This window comes from Paraburkholderia sp. WS6 (assembly GCF_030464835.1).
GTDB lineage: Bacteria > Pseudomonadota > Gammaproteobacteria > Burkholderiales > Burkholderiaceae > Paraburkholderia > Paraburkholderia madseniana.
The window spans coordinates 168,769-182,985 of record NZ_JALQCK010000015.1; the positions used below are offsets into that span (position 1 = coordinate 168,769).

Sequence of the window (14,217 nt, forward strand, 5' to 3'; positions counted from 1 at the left end):
TGAAACACACCGCTTTGAAGCGCAGCGATCAGAACGAAAATGGAGAACTAAGCCACTTTCTTGGCCAACCCCAGATACGTCTCGATCACGCGCGGATTCTGCGCCAGATCCGCGGCCGGCCCTTCCAGCGCCAACTCTCCGGTTTCAAGCACATAGCCGTAGTCGGAGATCTGCAGCGCAGCGCGTGCGTTTTGCTCGATCAGCAGCGTCGCCACACCCGTCTGCCGCAGCGCACTAATAATGTGGAAAATTTCTTTCACGATCAGCGGCGCGAGACCCAGGCTCGGCTCGTCGAGCATCAACAGATCGGGCTTGCCCATCAAAGCACGGCCCACCGCAAGCATCTGCCGTTCGCCACCGGACAACGTCCCGGCCGCCTGCTTCCGTCGCTCTTTCAAGCGAGGAAAAAGCGTAAAGACCGGCTCGAGCTGATCGAGAAAGTTGCGCTCTCCTGCCCGTTTGCGCCGATACGCACCGAGGACGAGGTTGTCTTCAACAGTCATCGACGCAAACAGCTCGCGCTTTTCCGGCACCAGGCACATGCCGCGCGCGACCCGCTTTTCAACCGGAACCGCGCTGACGTCTTCACCCTGATAGAGGACCGAGCCCTTCGCATGGCCCGTCGTCGGCAATGCGCCCATGATCGCGTTCAGCAACGTGGACTTGCCCGCGCCGTTCGGACCAATCACCGAGACGATCTGACCGGGCCGCACCCTGATTGCCGCGCCGTGCAGCGCTTCGACCTTGCCATAGCGGACCGACAAACCGTTCACGTCGAGAATCGGCGCAGCATCATTCATCGTGTTCTCCATTACTCCACCCCGCCCAGATACGCTTCGAGCACAGCCGGGTCCTGCTGGACATCTTGCGGCAAGCCTTCGGCGATACGCGTGCCGAACTCCATCACCACCAGTCGATCGGTGAGATTCATCACGAAATCCATATCGTGTTCGACCAGCAGCACGCTCATGCCTTCGGCTTTGAGGCGGCGCAGCAAGTCTGCCAATTGCAGTTTTTCCTGGTACCGCAGGCCGGCGGCAGGTTCGTCGAGCAGTAGCAGGGTCGGGTCACAGCACAGCGCGCGAGCAATTTCGAGAATCCGCTGTTGTCCTAGCGCCAGGCTACCCGCCTCGTCATACATATGCTGTTCGAGTCCGACGCGACGAATCTGGCGAGCCGCTTCAGCCATCAAGCGCGCTTCTTCCGCACCGTTCAGGCGCGCGACGCTGCGCCAGACGCCAGCCTGGCCGCGCAGATGCGCGCCGATTGCAACGTTCTCCAAGACCGTCATCCCCGGTAGCAGCTTGACGTGCTGGAACGTTCGGCCAATGCCGCGCTTGACGATTTCACGTGAACTCAGTGAGTCGATACGCTCGCCGCGAAAGGTGATTTCGCCGCTCGTCGCCTGCAGCACGCCCGTCACCAGATTGAAGGTGGTCGATTTGCCGGCGCCGTTCGGGCCGATCAAACCGATGATCTGTCCTGCTTTCACCTCGAAGCTGACATCGTTCACCGCGACCAACCCGCCGAACTGCTTGCGCGCCTTATTCACCGTCAGCAGATCTTCACCTGCGTCCGGCTTGCTGCGTTGCGGCAACGGCTCCGCATGATCCGACAGGTGCGCGCGCGGTCCCTTCGGGAAAAATCGCGCGACAAACGGCCAGACACCCTGCCGAGCGTATTGCAGCAACAGCACCATCAGAATGCCGAACACGATCACTTCGAAGTTGCCGTTCTCGCCGAGCAGCTTCGGCAACAGCGTTTGCAGATAATCCTGCAACACGGTCAGGATCGCCGCACCGAGCACAGCGCCCCAGACATGCGACACGCCCCCCACCACCGCCATGAACAGAAACTCGATGCCGTGGTTCAGACCAAACGGCGTGGGATTCACCGCACGTTGCAGGTGCGCATACAGGAACCCTGAAATCGACGCCAACACCGCGGCATAGACAAAGATCACCACACGCATCCAGCCCGTGTTGACGCCCATCGCTTCGGCCATCATGCCGCCGCCGCGCAAGGCGCGGATCGCCCGCCCTGGCCGGCTATTAAGCAGATTTTGAACAGAAATCACCGCGCCGAGCACCACCACCCAGATCAGGTAATAGATATGGCGGCCGGACTCCAGATTGATACCAAAAACATTCAGCACCGGAATCCCATTGATGCCGTCGTACTTGCCGAGCATCTCCAGGTTGCCGAACAGATAGAACAGCGCGAGCCCCCACGCGATCGTGCCGAGCGGCAGAAAGTGGCCCGATAGCCGCATCGTCACGAGCCCAAGCATCAGCGCAATCAGCGCCGTCACCACCACGCCCGCGATCAGCGCGAGCCATGGCGACACGCCGTACGCCGTCGTCAGATACGCGGTCGCATACGCGCCGATGCCGACGAACGCCGCCTGCCCGAAGCTCGTCATCCCACCGATCCCCGTCAGCAGCACGAGACCGATCGCGACGATCGAATACAGGCCGATGTAGTTGAGCAGCGTCACCCAGTACTCGGGCACATGAATCGGATGTGGCAGAACCGGCAACGCGAACAGCACAACGAGGAACAACCAGAAGAACTTGTTTTGCATGATCCGTTTCATCGTGTCACTCCTCTTCCTCTTCCGAGTGCGGACTGGCCAGACTCCGCCACAACAGCACCGGAATGATCAGCGTGAACACGATCACTTCCTTATAGGCGCTCGCCCAGAACGACGAATACGACTCCAGAAGACCGACGAGGATCGAACCCGCGGCTGCCAGCGGATAGCTGACCAGGCCGCCGATAATCGCGCCCACAAAGCCCTTCAAACCGATCAGGAAGCCCGAGTCGTAGTAGATGGTGGTCAGGGGTGCGACAAGGATGCCGCACAGCGCACCGAGGCCCGCCGCGAGCGTGAACGCGAGGCGCCCCGCTTGCGTCGTGCCGATGCCGACGAGCCGCGCGCCGAGCCGGTTCACGGACGTCGCGCGCAAAGCCTTGCCGGAGATCGAGCGATCGAAGTACAGGTACAGCCCGCCGATCAGCACCACCGCCGTGCCGACCACCCACAGGCTTTGCCCGGAAATCGACAGCGTGCCGAGGTTGAAGGTCGCATCGGAGAACGCCGTGGTGCGCGAGCCTTCCGCACCGAACATCACGAGCCCGAGGCCGACCATCGCAAAGTGCACCGCCACCGCGACGATCAACAGCAACAGCGTGGTCGCCTCCGCGATCGGCTCGTACGCGAGCCGGTAGACGAACGGCCCCATCGGAATCACGATCAGCAGCGTCAGCGCGATCTGCGCGATCATCGGCAGCGGATGCAGGAAAACACCTTGCGTAAGCGCGTACACCGCAATCGGAAACAGCAGATATTTGCCGACCAGCATCACCAGCGTGCGCGCCGCATGCCGGCGTCTTTCGGGATGCCGCACCAGCCCCGCTATCTCGACGACAAAGCATGCCGCGCCCATCGCCATCAACAACCAGCACGTCGCTGGAAATTTTTGTGTCTGCAGTGCGGCGAGCGTCAGCGCGCCGTACGAAACAAACTCGCCCTGCGGGATAAAGATCACCCGCGTCACGGAGAACACCAGCACTAGCGCAAGCGCGAGCAGCGCGTAGATCGCGCCGGTGGTGATGCCGTCCTGCGCGAGGATCGCCGCAATTGATAGATCCATACTTCCTCGTCCTGAAGCGTCGAAGTCAAAACCGGGAACAGTCGTGGCGGCAGAACCCGCGGCCGGCCACTCACCAGCGATGCCTGAAAAAGCGACCGCCGCGCCGGAATACGGCGCAGCGGTCGTTGCCATTGTCATCGAACAGAATGGCAATGCGGCGTCTTGCGCCGCATGTTGCGCGAGAGGCGCGTATCGTTTTTGTTGTTAGTCGTTCAGCAGCTTCCACTTGCCGTCGACGATCTGCACGATCACGCGTGCACGCTTGTCGAGGCCGTTGTGGTCGGTCGTCGTGGTGTTCATGATGCCGTGCGAGACCGGCAGTTCCTTGATGTTTTCCAGTGCACCACGCAGTGCCATACGGAATGCTTCGGTGCCCGGCTGAGCGGTCTTCAACGCGACCGGAATCGCAGCTTGCAGCATCTGGCCGGCGTCCCATGCATGACCGCCGAAGGTCGCCACCGAGCCCGCGCCATACGCTTTCTCATACGCATCCTTGTAGGCTTCAGACGACTTCTTCACCGGATTCGATTCCGGCAGTTGATCCGCCACGAGGATCGGACCGGCCGGCAGGAGTTCGCCTTCGCAATCCTTGCCGCACACGCGCAGGAAGTCGTTGTTGGCGACGCCATGCGTCTGGTAGACCTTGCCCTTGTAGCCGCGCTCCTTGAGCGTCTTGGCCGGCAGCGCCGACGGCGTACCCGCGCCCGCGATCAGCACCGCATCCGGGTTCGCGCCCATCGTCTTCAGCACCTGGCCGGTCACCGAGGCATCGGTGCGGTTAAAGCGTTCATTGGAGACGATCTTCAGATGATGTGCCGCGGCCGCCGCAGTGAAGACGTTGTTCCAGCCGTCGCCGTACGCATCAGCAAAGCCGATGAAGCCGACCGTCTTCACGCCGTGACGCTCCATGTAGTCGGCGATCGCGTCAGCCATCAGGCTGTCGTTTTGCGGCGGTTTGAAGGCCCATGTGCGCTTGGCGTCCATCGGCGAGATGATCGCGGCCGATGCCGCCAGCGAGATCATCGGCGTCTTGCCTTCGGACGCTGCGTCGAGCATCGCCAGCGAATTCGGCGTGACGGTCGAACCGACGATGGCGTCGACGTGGTCTTCGTCGATCAGCTTGCGCGTGTTCTGCACGGCCTTGCCGGTGTCCGATCCATCGTCGAGGATGATGTATTGCACCGTCTTGCCGCCGATCTCTTTCGGCAGCAGCGCGATCGTGTTCTTCTCAGGAATCCCGAGCGACGCGGCCGGTCCCGTGGTGGACAGCGTGACGCCGATTTTCACCTGCGCGAAGGCAGCGCCCGCGCCGCACATCAACGCCATCGCGATACCGGTGCGTACCCACTGCTTTGTCTTTTTCATGCAAGTCTCCAAACGCTTTGAAGCGCGTATCTGTAATCCGGCGCACGGGCCGGGTGTCTGAATCTAGTTATAGGGTTCTGGCATGCCAAGCATGGTTTTCCCTGCTCAATATCAATGCCGTCGCCGCTCTGGTGCCACTCCCCTGCTGCGAACCACTGTTGCGATTTCCAATGCCCGAAACACTAACATGTTAGTAGTATTGCGTTCTGCATCATTCACGGTCAATAGACTGTCGCCCGAATGCGGGTTTGTCCTGAAACGAGCCGCTTAGGCCGCGCTTCGACCACGTTTTCATCTCCGATCCTTCGCTTGTCCAACACACTTCAAGCACCGCCACTCATCAAATGCGGGCAATAAAAAAGACGCGTCAACTGCACGCGTCCTTTTGAGTAGGTTCCGTATCGCTTCGCCTTCGCTCAGTCGCCGGACAGCTTCCACTTGCCGCCAGCGATCTCCACCATCACACGCGCCCGCTGGTCAAGACCAGCGCGGTCGTTCACGCTCATGTTGAAGATGCCGTGGGAAGCAGGCATGTCTTTCGTGTTTTCGAGTGCCGCACGCAGCGCTTCGCGGAACGCAGGCGTGCCCGGCTGACCTTTCTTCAGCGCAAGCGGGATCGCGCGTTGCAACAGCAAGCCTGCATCCCATGCGTGACCGCCGAATGTCGACACCGAACCGGCGCCGTACGCAGCTTCATACGCATGCTTGTACGCGAGCGCAGTCTTCTTCACCGGGTTCGAATCGGGCAACTGATCAGCAACCAGCAGCGGACCAGCCGGCAGATAGGTGCCTTCGCAATCCTTGCCGCACACGCGCAGGAAGTCGTTATTGGCGACGCCGTGCGTCTGATAGTACTTGCCCTTGTAGCCGCGTTCCTTGAGGGTTTTCTGCGGCAACGCGGCCGGTGTGCCCGCGCCGGCGATCAGCACCGCATCCGGGTTCTGCGACATGATCTTCAGCACCTGGCCGGTCACCGAAGCATCGTTGCGCGCAAAGCGTTCGTTCGCGACGATCTTGATCTTCGCGAGATCGGCAGCCTTGCCGAATTCCTTGAACCAGCTCTCGCCGTACGCATCTGCAAAGCCGACAAAGCCGACCGTCTTCACACCGTGATTCGACATATGCTGCGCGATCGCGGTGGCCATCAGAATGTCGTTTTGCGGCGTCTTGAAGACCCACGCGCGCTTCGCATCCATCGGTTCAACGATGCTCGCCGCGGCGGCCATGGAGATCATCGGTGTGGTGCTTTCGGCGGCGACGTCGATCATGGCCAGCGAGTTCGGCACGACGGTCGAGCCGATCAACGCATCCACATGATCTTCGCTGGTGAGCTTGCGCGCGTTCTTGACGGCCTGGGTCGAATCCGTGGCGTCGTCGAGTACGATGTAGTCGATTTTCTGCCCTGCCACTTCTTTAGGCAGCAGCGCGATCGTGTTCTTTTCCGGAATACCGAGCGACGCAGCCGGCCCCGTTGCCGACACCGTGACGCCGATTTTCACGTCCGCGAATGCGTGGCCACTCCATGCCGCGGATACCCCGGTGGCGACTAGTGCCGCGCTCATCCAACGCAATGCCGACTTCATCCCGCTCCTCTATCTACCGCGTTATTCATTTGAATTTAAATCCGCAGATTCAAATCACCGACCGATCGGTCGGTGAATGGCAAGTTTAGCGGACGAAAGCCCCGTGCTGCAAGCATTTTGCAGGGTAATGGCAGATGAAATTCGGGGTGGCTCGGCGAACAAAAAAGGGGCACCGAATTAGCGGAGGAATTGAATGGCGAATAACGAAAAGCACAAATAAAAAGCGCTGTTGGATATCAATCCAACAGCGCTTTCGTCTGGGCACTGAGTGCCTCATTGTCTCCTCGTTCTCCACCTGCAAAATTCGTGGTGCATCAGAACTGCATGAAGATTAAACGAGCACCCTCCCCCTTACAACTAGCAATTACCCTAGTGGTGCACTGCGGCACAAATGTGGGGCACGTTTTGTGCCGATTTAGCGCGAGCCCGACCCGCGCGCAACGCAAGATCCAGTCTGGCCGACTTCACGAGCGCCGAATTATATCGGATGCCAAAGCAATTTAAAATTCAGTGCCGCTCCAGTGCCGTTTCAGGCCCGCAATGGCCGCACTCTCGCGATGATCTCACCGACAATACCGCGCCGGAACGCCAGCACGCAGGCAATGAAAATTACGCCTGTCACGATGGTCACGGATTCGCCCAGCGAGCGGAACCATTCGACGCCCGTCGACGATGCCAGGGCCGTGCCGATATCGCCGAGCCGGTCTTCGAGCGCAACGATCAGCGCCGCGCCGAGCAGCGGCCCGAACAGCGTCCCCATGCCGCCGACGAGCGTCATCAGGATCACGAGACCCGACATGGTCCAGTACGCGTCGCTCAGCGTCTCGAAGCCCTGCACCAGTACCTTGAGCGAGCCCGCCAAACCGGCGATCCCAGCGGACAGAATGAACGCCAGCAGTTTGAAGCGATCGGTATCGTAACCGAGCGACACGGCACGCGGCTCGTTCTCCTTGATCGCTACCAGCACCTGCCCGAACGGCGAGTGCACGATCCGCACGATCAGCAGGAATGCCAGCACCATCACGGCCAGCACGACAAAGTACAGCGTCACGTCCGACGAGAGATCCAGCAAGCCGAACAGCTTGCCGCGCGGCACGCCTTGCAGGCCGTCCTCGCCGTGCGTGAACGGCGCCTGCAGGAACACGAAGTAGACCATCTGCGCGAGCGCCAGCGTCACCATTGCAAAGTAGATGCCCTGCCGGCGGATCGCGAACAGCCCGACCACCAGCCCAAGCAACGTTGCCGTGGCGGTGCCGGCCACCACGCCGAGCTCCGGAGAGAAGCCAAGCGTCTGCATCGCATAACCGGTGACGTAACCGGCCGAGGCGAGAAACATTGCGTGACCGAACGAGAGCAGACCCGTGTAGCCAATCAGCAGATTGAAGGCCGCCGCGAACAACGCGAAGCACAGCACCTTCATGACGAAGAGCGGATAGATGCCGAGCACGGGCACCGCGAGAAGCGCGATCAGCAGCAGACCGTAAAGCACTTTTCTCTGCATCATTTTTCCTTGCCGAAGAGACCCGCCGGGCGCACCAGCAACACGAGCGCCATGATCACGAAGACGACGGTCGCCGACGCTTCCGGGTAAAACACACGCGTCAGCCCTTCGATCACGCCAAGCAGCAGGCCGGTCAGGATCGAGCCCATGATCGAACCCATGCCGCCGATCACGACCACCGCGAACACGGTGATGATCATCGGCTGGCCCATCAACGGCGAGACCTGAATCACCGGCGCGGCAAGCACGCCGGCGAACGCAGCCAGCGCGACGCCGAAGCCATAGGTGAGCGTGATCATCAACGGCACGTTGACACCGAACGCCTCGACCAGCTTCGGGTTCTCGGTGCCCGCGCGCAAGTAAGCGCCGAGGCGCGTCTTCTCGATCACGAACCACGTGGCGAAGCAGACCACGAGCGACGCCACCACCACCCACGCGCGATAGTTCGGCAGGAACATGAAGCCGAGATCGGTTGCGCCGGAGAGCGCCGACGGCACGTCGTATGGCTGGCCGGATGAACCATAGATCGACCGGAACACGCCTTCGACAACCAACGTAAGCCCGAAAGTGAGCAGCAGCCCATATAGATGATCGAGCTTGTACAGCCAGCGCAGCATCGAGCGTTCGATCACGATGCCGAACACGCCGACAATCAGCGGCGCGAGCACCAGCATCACCCAGTACGGCAGGCCGAAATACGACAGGCCCATCCACGCGAGCATCGCGCCGAGCATGAACAACGCGCCGTGCGCGAAATTGATCACGTTAAGCAAGCCGAAGATCACCGCCAGACCCAGGCTCAGAATCGCGTAGAACGAGCCGTTCACGAGCCCCAGCAGCAACTGGCTCAGCATCGCCGGTAGCGGAACGCCAAAGATTTCCATTGAAGCCTTAATCCCTTAAGCCATCGTCCGGGTGAGATCGGTTACGTACGATCCCGCCGGCGTGCGACCGGCGAGCCATCCGCCCGACCGCGCGCGGCATATGAAGCAGCTTGCCGTCAGTCTGTGTACCAAAACGGCGCTATGTATTTCCCGCCAGGCAAAGCAGACAGACGGTCATCTGGTTACCAACCTGCACTCATTTCCACATCGCGCAGCGCGTCTCTGCCTTGGTTGTGAACGCCTGCTCGCCAGGAATCGTCGCAGTGATCTTGTAGTAGTCCCACGGCTCTTTGGATTCGGCCGGCGTCTTCACCTGCATCAGGTACATATCGTGGATCATGCTGCCGTCCTGACGGATGTAGCCCTTCGCGTAGAAGTCGTCGATCTTGGCCTTCTTCAGTTGTGCCATCACCTTGTCGGAGTCGGTCGAGCCGACTGCCTGCACGGCCTTCAGGTAAGTCATGGTCGCCGAATAGTCGGCGGCCTGCAGGCTGGACGGCATCTTCCTCATCTTGTCGAAATAGCGCCGCGCCCACGCGCGCGTGGTGGCGTCCTTGTTCCAGTACCAGCTATCCGTCAGCACCAGGCCCTGGGTCGTTTCCAGACCCAGACTGTGGACGTCGTCGATAAACATCAGCAGTGCGGCCAGCTTCATCGTCTTCGTGATGCCGAATTCCTTGGCGGCCTTGATCGAGTTGATCGTGTCGCCGCCCGCGTTGGCGAGGCCGAGGATCTGCGCCTTCGAAGCTTGCGCCTGCAACAGGAACGACGAGAAATCCGATGCCGAAAGCGGATGACGCACGGTACCCAGCACCTGGCCGCCGTTGGCCTTCACCACATCCGACGTATTCTTTTCGAGTGCCTTGCCGAACGCGTAGTCAGCAGTCAGGAAGTACCACGTCTTGCCACCCTGCTTCGTCACCGCCGAACCGGTGCCCTTGGCGAGCGCCGTCGTGTCGTATGCATAGTGGATCGTGTACGGCGTGCATTGCTCGTTGGTCAGGGTATCGGCGCCTGCACCGATGCTGATATAGACCTTGTGCTTCTCACCGGCCACCGTATTCATCGACAGCCCGGTTGCCGAATTCGTGCCGCCGATCAGCAGATCGACGCCATCCCGATCGAACCATTCGCGCGCCCGCGACGCCGCGATGTCGGCCTTGTTCTGGTGATCGGCATAGACCACCGAGATCGGCTTGCCGTTGACCTTGCCGCCGAAGTCGGCCACGGCCATGCGGATCGCTTCGAGACCGCCCTGGCCATCAATATCCGCATACAGACCCGACATGTCGGTGATGAAGCCGATCTTCACGGCATCGTCAGCGGCCTGCGCGCTGCCCATCGTCAACGCGGCGCCGGCGGCAACCGCGAAACATAGTGTGGCAAGTCGCGCGAGTGGGTTCTTTTTCATTCCTGTCTCCTGGTTTCTTCGCTTGTGGTTATCAGAGGCAATCGGACGTTTCTCGTTACTTTCTGTCTATACGCCCAGTAGGTCGTGCAGTACGGGCATCTTGCTTTCGAGCTCAGCGGCCTCGAAGTGCTCGACGATCGCACCATGCTCCATCACGTAGAAGCGATCGGCGAGTGGCGCGGCAAAGCGGAAATTCTGTTCGACCATCACGACCGTGTAGCCGCGCTCCTTGAGCGTCATGATCATGCGAGCGAGCGCTTGCACGATGACTGGCGCCAAGCCTTCCGAGATTTCGTCGAGCAGCAGCAAACTCGCGCCGGTGCGCAGAATGCGCGCGACCGCCAGCATCTGCTGCTCGCCACCCGAGAGCCGCGTGCCCTGGCTCATGCGGCGCTCCTGCAGATTCGGAAACATCGAATAGATCTCTTCGAGCGACATCATGTGCGCCTTGTCGCCGACGGGCGGTGGCAACAGCAGGTTTTCCTCACACGAGAGGCTCGAGAAAATCCCGCGCTCTTCCGGGCAGTAACCGATGCCGCAATGCGCGATGCGATGTGTGGGCAGGTTGATGGTTTCGCGTCCGCCGATGCGGATCGAGCCGGTGCGCCGGCCGGTCAGCCCCATGATCGCGCGCAGTGTGGTGGTGCGCCCCGCGCCGTTACGGCCCAGCAGCGTGACGACTTCGCCGCGGTTCACCGTCAGATCGACGCCATGCAGGATATGGGACTCCCCGTACCATGCCTGCAAACCCGTGATTTCCAGCGCGGGGGCACCGCCAGCCGTGTCGCTCACTTCGAGACTTTCGCGCTCGGCAATCGTATTCATGCGTGGGCTCCGGCGAGCGCCGCGTCGGCGCTGCCCATATAGGCTTGCATCACGAGCGGATTCTTCGACACTTCGGCATAGCTGCCTTCTGCGAGCACTTCGCCTCGTTGCAGCACGGTGATGGTGTCGGAGATGCCGGCGATCACGTTCATGTTGTGCTCGACCATCAGGATCGTGCGGCCGCTCGATACTTTCTTGATCAAGGCCGTGACGCGATCGACGTCTTCATGGCCCATGCCTTGCGTCGGTTCGTCGAGCAGCATCAACTCGGGCTCCATCGCGAGCGTGGTGGCGATTTCAAGCGCGCGCTTGCGGCCGTAGGACAGTTCTACCGTGAGCACGTCGGCGAAATCGGTCAATCCGACCTGGGTGAGCAAGTCCATTGCCCGATCGTCGAGTTGGCGCAGCGTGCGTTCGCTCTTCCAGAAGTGAAATGCCGTGCCGAGCACGCGCTGCAAACCGATGCGCACGTTCTGCAATGCTGTCAGATGCGGAAATACAGCAGAAATCTGGAACGAGCGGATGATGCCGCGCCGGGCGATTTGCGCGGGACGTTCACTGGTGATGTCGATTCCGTTGAACACGATCTGGCCCGCGGTCGGTTCAAGGAATTTGGTGAGCAGATTGAAGCAGGTGGTCTTGCCTGCCCCATTAGGGCCGATCAGCGCATGGATCGAGCCACGGCGCACGCGCAGGTTCACCCCGTTCACGGCGATGAAGCCTTTGAACTCGCGGGTGAGGCCGCGCGTTTCGAGAATCGTATCGCCGAGAATCATGTTCCCTTCCATACGGAGTAAGGCGAAGCATTACGATCTTCCGCGCGAACGGCTGCGCGACTTTTATATGACGGCGGCACCCCGTGCCGCTCATTGGCGTACTGCACCAATCCGGACGGTAATCCATGGGCGGCACGCAGCATGGCTGCCATTGTCGCGCCAATGATGCAGCGCATTCATTGGGATTTGCACTTAGTGGATGACGACTGTTTGAAGCGGGCCCGAGGCGTGCTCAAGCGGCACGTCACCCTTGCTCGGGGCCCGCCTGAAGGATGCGCACGCGATGCGTCAACCTTGCTCGGCACGCGCCAAGGGGATCCGCGAGCGATGCGTCCATCGCGCTCGAGGCATGCCAGGGAAAGTCCGAGGCGCGCACCGCGGCCTCGGCTCCCACAGTCACGCCGAGTGTCACACGGCTGACATGGACGGCGCACCGCTAGTCTGAACCAGGACATTGCCGCCCAAGCGTGCGCGGCGGTCTTCGCGGATCATGTCGCTGGCGCGTTCGGCAATCATCAACGTCGGCGAATTGGTGTTGCCCGAAGTGATGGACGGCATGATTGATGCGTCGACCACCCGCAAACCGTCAACACCGATAACTCGTAGGCGATTGTCGACGACCGCGCCGGGATCGTCGGCGGTGCCCATCCGGCAGGTGCCGACCGGATGAAAGATGGTGGTGCCGACCACGCTCGCGGCCTGCTGAAGTTCTTCTTCGGTCTGGTACTGGATACCGGGCAGAATCTCTTCCGGCCGATAGGGCGCGAGCGCAGGCGCCGCGGCAATGCGGCGCGTGAGGCGCAATGCGTTGGCAGCGACGTGCCGGTCGTAATCGGTGGAAAGATAGTTAGGCGCGATCAACGGCGGCGCTGAAGCATCGGCCGATCCGATGTGAATGCTGCCACGCGAGGTCGGCCGCAACTGACACACCGACGCGGTGAATGCATTGAAGCGATGCAACGGTTCGCCGAAGCGATCGAGCGAGAGCGGCTGCACGTGATACTCGAGGTCGGGGCGCGTGAGCGATCTATCATCCGGATCGGATTTGGCGAACGCACCGAGTTGCGATGGCGACATCGACATGGGGCCGCTTTGAAACAGCGCGTACTGCATGCCGATCATCAGCTTCCCCCACCAATGCGCGGAAGCGGTATTGAGCGTGCGCACGCCGTCGACTTTGTAGGCCATACGCAACTGCAGATGGTCCTGCAGATTTTCGCCGACGCCGCGCAGATCCTTCACCACCTCGATGCCGAGATTCTGGAGACGCGCGCCATTCCCGATACCGGAGAGTTCGAGCAATTGCGGCGAGTTGACCGCACCGGAACTGAGGATCACTTCGCAACGGGCTTTGGCGAGATAGTCGGTGTTGTCGCCGCGATATTCGACACCGGTGCAGCGACGTCCTTCGAACACGACGCGCTGTGTGTGGGCACCGGTGATGACAGTGAGATTGGGGCGCTTGAGCGCCGGACGCAGGAAGGCTTTCGACGCATTCCAGCGGATGCCGCGTTTCTGATTGACGTCGAAGTAGCCGACGCCGGTGTTGTCGCCACGATTGAAGTCATCCGTGGCGGGTATGCCGGTTTGTTGCGCGGCTTGTGAAAACTCTTCGAGAATCTTCCATTTCAGGCGTTGCTTTTCGACGCGCCATGGGCCGCCTGCTCCGTGCGATTCGGAGGCGCCGGCGTGGTGGTCTTCGCTGCGTTTGAAGATGGGGAGGACGGCGTTCCAGGACCAGGAGGCGTCGTTGGTGACGCGGGCCCATTCATCGTAGTCCTCGCGTTGGCCGCGCATGTAGATCATGCCGTTGATCGAGGAGCTGCCGCCTAGTACTCTGCCCCGCGGATATGAGAGGGAGCGGCCGTTCAGGCCGGGTTCTGATTGGGTTTTGTAGAGCCAATCTGTGCGGGGATTGCCAATGCAGTAGAGGTAGCCTACCGGCACGTGGATCCAGTGGTAGTCGTCTTTGCCGCCGGCTTCTAGCAGGAGGACTTGTACTTCTGGATCTTCCGATAGGCGGTTGGCGAGGACGCAACCTGCTGTGCCGGCGCCGACTATGATGTAGTCGAATTCGCCTTCCAGGCGGTGGGGTTTTGTTTGTGTGTTTTCTGGGGTGTTCATCGTTTCGTCTCCTAAGCTTTTTTGCCTTCGCGGCGCTTTTTGTCAGTGTTCTTGGGGCGTTGGCCTTTCCTTGATTTGCTAGTGGTCTATTA

The 14,217-nt window shown here is 60.8% G+C and carries 11 protein-coding genes; all 11 read right to left on the reverse strand.

Annotated elements, in window-relative coordinates:
* Window positions 1-47: 47 nt before the first annotated feature.
* The gene (locus M0D64_RS19720) at window positions 48-800 is read right to left on the reverse strand and encodes an ABC transporter ATP-binding protein (protein WP_154558730.1); all 753 of its coding nucleotides are present in this window, start codon (window positions 798-800) and stop codon (window positions 48-50) included.
* Between the two features lie 11 nt (window positions 801-811).
* Window positions 812-2,596: an ATP-binding cassette domain-containing protein gene (locus M0D64_RS19725; RefSeq protein ID WP_154558731.1), complete on the reverse strand. Its 1,785-nt coding sequence runs from the start codon at window positions 2,594-2,596 to the stop codon at window positions 812-814.
* A gap of 4 nt (window positions 2,597-2,600) precedes the next feature.
* The gene (locus M0D64_RS19730; RefSeq protein WP_054038592.1) at window positions 2,601-3,656 is read right to left on the reverse strand and encodes a branched-chain amino acid ABC transporter permease; all 1,056 of its coding nucleotides are present in this window, start codon (window positions 3,654-3,656) and stop codon (window positions 2,601-2,603) included.
* A gap of 204 nt (window positions 3,657-3,860) precedes the next feature.
* Window positions 3,861-5,021: an ABC transporter substrate-binding protein gene (locus tag M0D64_RS19735; RefSeq protein WP_154558732.1), complete on the reverse strand. Its 1,161-nt coding sequence runs from the start codon at window positions 5,019-5,021 to the stop codon at window positions 3,861-3,863.
* Window positions 5,022-5,437: 416 nt separating this feature from the next.
* Window positions 5,438-6,604 (reverse strand): ABC transporter substrate-binding protein, encoded by a 1,167-nt coding sequence (locus M0D64_RS19740; protein ID WP_171925293.1) that lies wholly within the window; start codon window positions 6,602-6,604, stop codon window positions 5,438-5,440.
* A 529-nt stretch (window positions 6,605-7,133) separates the two neighbouring features.
* The gene (locus tag M0D64_RS19745) at window positions 7,134-8,105 is read right to left on the reverse strand and encodes a branched-chain amino acid ABC transporter permease (protein ID WP_154558734.1); all 972 of its coding nucleotides are present in this window, start codon (window positions 8,103-8,105) and stop codon (window positions 7,134-7,136) included.
* Window positions 8,105-8,989, reverse strand: coding sequence for a branched-chain amino acid ABC transporter permease (locus tag M0D64_RS19750; RefSeq protein WP_054038594.1), 885 nt, complete (start codon window positions 8,987-8,989; stop codon window positions 8,105-8,107). The genes M0D64_RS19745 and M0D64_RS19750 overlap by 1 nt, the downstream gene beginning before the upstream one ends.
* 196 nt (window positions 8,990-9,185) lie before the next feature.
* Window positions 9,186-10,400: an ABC transporter substrate-binding protein gene (locus M0D64_RS19755; RefSeq protein ID WP_154558735.1), complete on the reverse strand. Its 1,215-nt coding sequence runs from the start codon at window positions 10,398-10,400 to the stop codon at window positions 9,186-9,188.
* A gap of 66 nt (window positions 10,401-10,466) precedes the next feature.
* Window positions 10,467-11,225, reverse strand: coding sequence for an ABC transporter ATP-binding protein (locus tag M0D64_RS19760; protein WP_154558736.1), 759 nt, complete (start codon window positions 11,223-11,225; stop codon window positions 10,467-10,469).
* Window positions 11,222-12,001, reverse strand: a complete 780-nt coding sequence (locus tag M0D64_RS19765) for an ABC transporter ATP-binding protein (RefSeq protein ID WP_054038612.1) — start codon at window positions 11,999-12,001, stop codon at window positions 11,222-11,224. Before M0D64_RS19765 ends, M0D64_RS19760 begins: the two co-directional genes overlap by 4 nt.
* A 408-nt stretch (window positions 12,002-12,409) precedes the next feature.
* The gene (locus M0D64_RS19770) at window positions 12,410-14,125 is read right to left on the reverse strand and encodes a GMC family oxidoreductase (protein ID WP_266238847.1); all 1,716 of its coding nucleotides are present in this window, start codon (window positions 14,123-14,125) and stop codon (window positions 12,410-12,412) included.
* Window positions 14,126-14,217 lie beyond the last annotated feature (92 nt).

What these genes read in the sequence shown, in the direction of transcription:
- M0D64_RS19720 (WP_154558730.1), bottom strand. Translation starts at nt 800, where the DNA reads ATGAATGATGCTGCGCCGATTCTCGACGTGAACGGTTTGTCGGTCCGC.
- M0D64_RS19725 (WP_154558731.1), bottom strand. Translation starts at nt 2,596, where the DNA reads ATGAAACGGATCATGCAAAACAAGTTCTTCTGGTTGTTCCTCGTTGTG.
- M0D64_RS19730 (WP_054038592.1), bottom strand. Translation starts at nt 3,656, where the DNA reads ATGGATCTATCAATTGCGGCGATCCTCGCGCAGGACGGCATCACCACC.
- M0D64_RS19735 (WP_154558732.1), bottom strand. Translation starts at nt 5,021, where the DNA reads ATGAAAAAGACAAAGCAGTGGGTACGCACCGGTATCGCGATGGCGTTG.
- M0D64_RS19740 (WP_171925293.1), bottom strand. Translation starts at nt 6,604, where the DNA reads ATGAAGTCGGCATTGCGTTGGATGAGCGCGGCACTAGTCGCCACCGGG.
- M0D64_RS19745 (WP_154558734.1), bottom strand. Translation starts at nt 8,105, where the DNA reads ATGCAGAGAAAAGTGCTTTACGGTCTGCTGCTGATCGCGCTTCTCGCG.
- M0D64_RS19750 (WP_054038594.1), bottom strand. Translation starts at nt 8,989, where the DNA reads ATGGAAATCTTTGGCGTTCCGCTACCGGCGATGCTGAGCCAGTTGCTG.
- M0D64_RS19755 (WP_154558735.1), bottom strand. Translation starts at nt 10,400, where the DNA reads ATGAAAAAGAACCCACTCGCGCGACTTGCCACACTATGTTTCGCGGTT.
- M0D64_RS19760 (WP_154558736.1), bottom strand. Translation starts at nt 11,225, where the DNA reads ATGAATACGATTGCCGAGCGCGAAAGTCTCGAAGTGAGCGACACGGCT.
- M0D64_RS19765 (WP_054038612.1), bottom strand. Translation starts at nt 12,001, where the DNA reads ATGATTCTCGGCGATACGATTCTCGAAACGCGCGGCCTCACCCGCGAG.
- M0D64_RS19770 (WP_266238847.1), bottom strand. Translation starts at nt 14,125, where the DNA reads ATGAACACCCCAGAAAACACACAAACAAAACCCCACCGCCTGGAAGGC.